General features: G+C 58.3%; 4 protein-coding genes. All 4 read left to right on the forward strand.

Annotation, left to right across the window (positions count from 1 at the left end; translation table 11 throughout):
* The coding region (locus tag AC04SI_RS33120) for a nuclear transport factor 2 family protein (RefSeq protein ID WP_488475711.1) at window positions 1-336 on the forward strand (336 nt) is incomplete at its 5' end.
* A gap of 695 nt (window positions 337-1,031) precedes the next feature.
* Window positions 1,032-1,235: a ribbon-helix-helix domain-containing protein gene (locus AC04SI_RS33125; RefSeq protein ID WP_404280620.1), complete on the forward strand. Its 204-nt coding sequence runs from the start codon at window positions 1,032-1,034 to the stop codon at window positions 1,233-1,235.
* A 256-nt stretch (window positions 1,236-1,491) separates the two neighbouring features.
* Window positions 1,492-2,106, forward strand: coding sequence for a hypothetical protein (locus AC04SI_RS33130; protein ID WP_404280619.1), 615 nt, complete (start codon window positions 1,492-1,494; stop codon window positions 2,104-2,106).
* 476 nt (window positions 2,107-2,582) lie between these two features.
* The gene (locus AC04SI_RS33135; RefSeq protein WP_404280618.1) at window positions 2,583-2,915 is read left to right on the forward strand and encodes a hypothetical protein; all 333 of its coding nucleotides are present in this window, start codon (window positions 2,583-2,585) and stop codon (window positions 2,913-2,915) included.
* The last annotated feature ends 209 nt before the right edge of the window (window positions 2,916-3,124 follow it).

The following is a 3,124-nucleotide window of genomic DNA, read 5'->3' on the forward strand; positions in this document are numbered from 1 at the left end:
GACATGGACACGCTGGCGCTAATCATCGACGAGACCTGCACCTGGCATACTCCGGGCAAGAGTCCCGTGGCCGGAGACCATAAAGGCCACGAGGCAATCTTTGGCCAGTTCGGCCAGTTGGGCAGCGAAACCCACGGGACCTTCAAGGCAAAACTTTTGCACGTGACGGAGAGCGAGGACGGGCTCGTGGTCGGCGTCCATCAGAATACCGGGGAGCGCAACGGCAAACGGCTGGACGTGCTCTGTTGCATCGTTTTCGACATCAAGAACGGCAAGTTGATGGACGCCAGGGACCACTTCTACGACCTCTACGCCTGGGACAATTTCTGGGCATAAGCCTCGAAAGCGACCCAGAGCTGGCTAGTCCCGACGAGGAGGTAGCCGGGCCGCCTGTTAACTCAGAGGCCCTGGCAGCCCCGCCAGCGCCATTGTACCGGAGGCTCACTTAGGCAGGACGACACCTGTCGTAACCTGGTGGACGATCAAAATCAGAACCGTCAACATTCCGGCGCCGAAGATGCCAAGGAAGGTCGCCAGAAATAGCCTCTCGACGTTTTCGGACCGGCTGTGTTTTTCAATGCTTCCGAACAACGGCTCTGAGGCAGCTTGGTGGTCCAGTGCGTTATGATGACCGCAACGCGGACACTTAGGCGTGGCCGAGCTTACTACCATGGTGCATTGCGCACAGTTGACCAACACGGCTCTTTGCCCCCCGGCAAGAAAGAGCGCCGGCTTGTTCCCGGCATTGCAGGCATTTTTAGCACAGGCGCGTATATTTGATACCGGTTCGGCTTCGGCTGGTTAACAGGGCTCGCGGCTCGCCCTGCTAGGCGCGCTGCCCAGCCCGGTACTCCCCGCCTAGATCACCCCACCAATGATCCGTTACGGCTATGAGGTACGTCATGAGATCGAGGGCCATGCCTGCGGCGGCAGCCCGAACAAGGCCGTTCGGCATCGGATCTTCTCCAAATCTGGTTTCGTGTGTGGCCCTGGTGCTTCCGTAAGAACGGAAATTATGATATCAGAGTTTCATGCCAAAGCAAGAAACCGTGGTATCAAAGAAACGCGGACCGGCCCCGACCGGAAAGGGCGTGCCGATCATGGTCCGCCTTCAACCGGACATGCTCGCAGGCGTCGATCAATTTGTTGCAGAACATGATGTTTCACGACCTGAAGCCGTCCGATTGATCATTCGTGACTGGTTGATCAGACACCAGGTACTGAAGGCTGAGTGAAAGCCGGTGACTTTCGGCGCGGCCTCGAATCGGCACGCGTCGAGTTCATTGCCAAGAATGACGGCGGTGCGCGTGTGAGGTTCAGGAAGTAGCCGCCTATGGTTTCCAGGAAGCAAGCGATCAGCAATGCGATCGACAGTGCAATACGCAAGCGCGTGCACTTACTGTTTATGGGCCACATGACCTGTATTCGTGGGTGTGGGCAGCTTGGGCACATCGCAACTCGTTCTACCTTATGCCGACAGGATTGGGACGGGTGCAAAAGGTAAGCCTCCATGCCGACCACAAATTCCGGCTGGCCTTCGACAGGCAAGATGTCGAATACCTTCGCTCACGCAACAGCCGGGGGTTTGTTGATGAGCGCGCAACCGTGGTCTGGGAAAAACCCACCTTGCCAGAGACAGGCGCCGTCGAGGTTGTATCACTCACTATCCCCGCAAGGCATCTTGCCCTCGGTAAGCAAGTAGGAAGACCGGGAAATGGCCTATTTGCATTCGGCATAGCGAACTACGAGAACGCCGCGCAATTCCATTTCTTCATGTCCAAGGAGCCAGCCGCGGCCCTCGGCCCGAAATTGAGCGCGGTGGGGATGCCAACATTTTTCTTCAATTTGGACAATGGCGAGAACGTTAGCATGGTTGTGCGCGAGGTGCCGTTCATGCCGCCCACTATGACATCGTCGCGCGGCGTTCCGCGGATGGATTTTCCAGCAGATATGCAGCATGGACTGACCGTCGGCCATGCGCTGCTGCACTCGCACCCACCCGATGGGGGTGCTCTTCACATTTGGGAGGCCGGGGGCGTCTCGCTGGACATGAACAGGCGTCACCTTGCCATCAACCCGCCTGGGAAAGCACTGAAACCAGATTAAAGGCGCACATTCCGGGAAAGTTCAGTCTGGTCGACGTCGACTTCAAGATGCCAAACTAACGCCGCTTGTCCGGCGTCATAGCACGGTTTGTGAAGAGGAGGTTTCGATCCTCGCGGCCGGCCTATCGACATGGTTGGCAATAGAGCGCCTTGACCAGATCCAATGCATGCAGCGGTAGTCGTCGCCTAGGCGGCGGGCTAGCGCAGGCACCTCGAGCACGACAGCCCCGTGCCGATCGCGACTTTCTTGCCGAGTGTGTCCTCGAAAAACGGGTATTTCATGGTCACGGAAAGGCGATCTCCGTTGAAGGGGTGACTCCGGCAAGTGGGAAGGATCTGCCGTTCATCGGGTGCACGTTACGGGGCCGGTGAATTGGCGGGTAGATGTGCGACGGAAAAACAAAGTGATTTCGAGCGCCCTAAATCGTCCGAAATCGAAGTGTTGTTCGGCCATGACCTGAGACGATGGAGAAGCGAATGAAGCTGCCTGTTTTTGCCTTGGCCGGCGCGATTTTGTCGCTGACCTTCGGCGCCCAAGCGGCGCCGATGACACTTGGCGCGCCGGCCCACCGCGGCCTGGTCCAGGAGGCGCGAGTGACATGCGCTTACTTAACCCGGGACGGCTACTGCGTACGGCCGCGCAAAGTGCACAAAGAGCACTGGAAGCACCGTAAATATTACCAGCGCGCCTATCGGACCTATGAGGCGCAGCCGCCAGACGAATACTACTGGCGCTATGAACGTCCTCGTCCGATTATCCGGGTCGTTCCTGACTATCAGCCGCTCGATGATGACGAATGGGACGACTGAAGACGTGAGAGGGGGCAAAAGCCGCCCCTTCGATCGCAAGCCTAGTGCCGTGCCCCGCCAGCGAGGAGCGGCCTATCGGGCGATACAGCGCTATGAAAGACTCGAAGAGTTTGACGAGTTTGTCAAACTTTCCGGCTCAGCCGCGTCGGAGAGGACTACGGGGTGACGAGGCACGGCGATGCATGAGCAGCGGGGACAGGGGTGGGGGG

The organism is Mesorhizobium sp. CNPSo 4689, assembly GCF_057784325.1.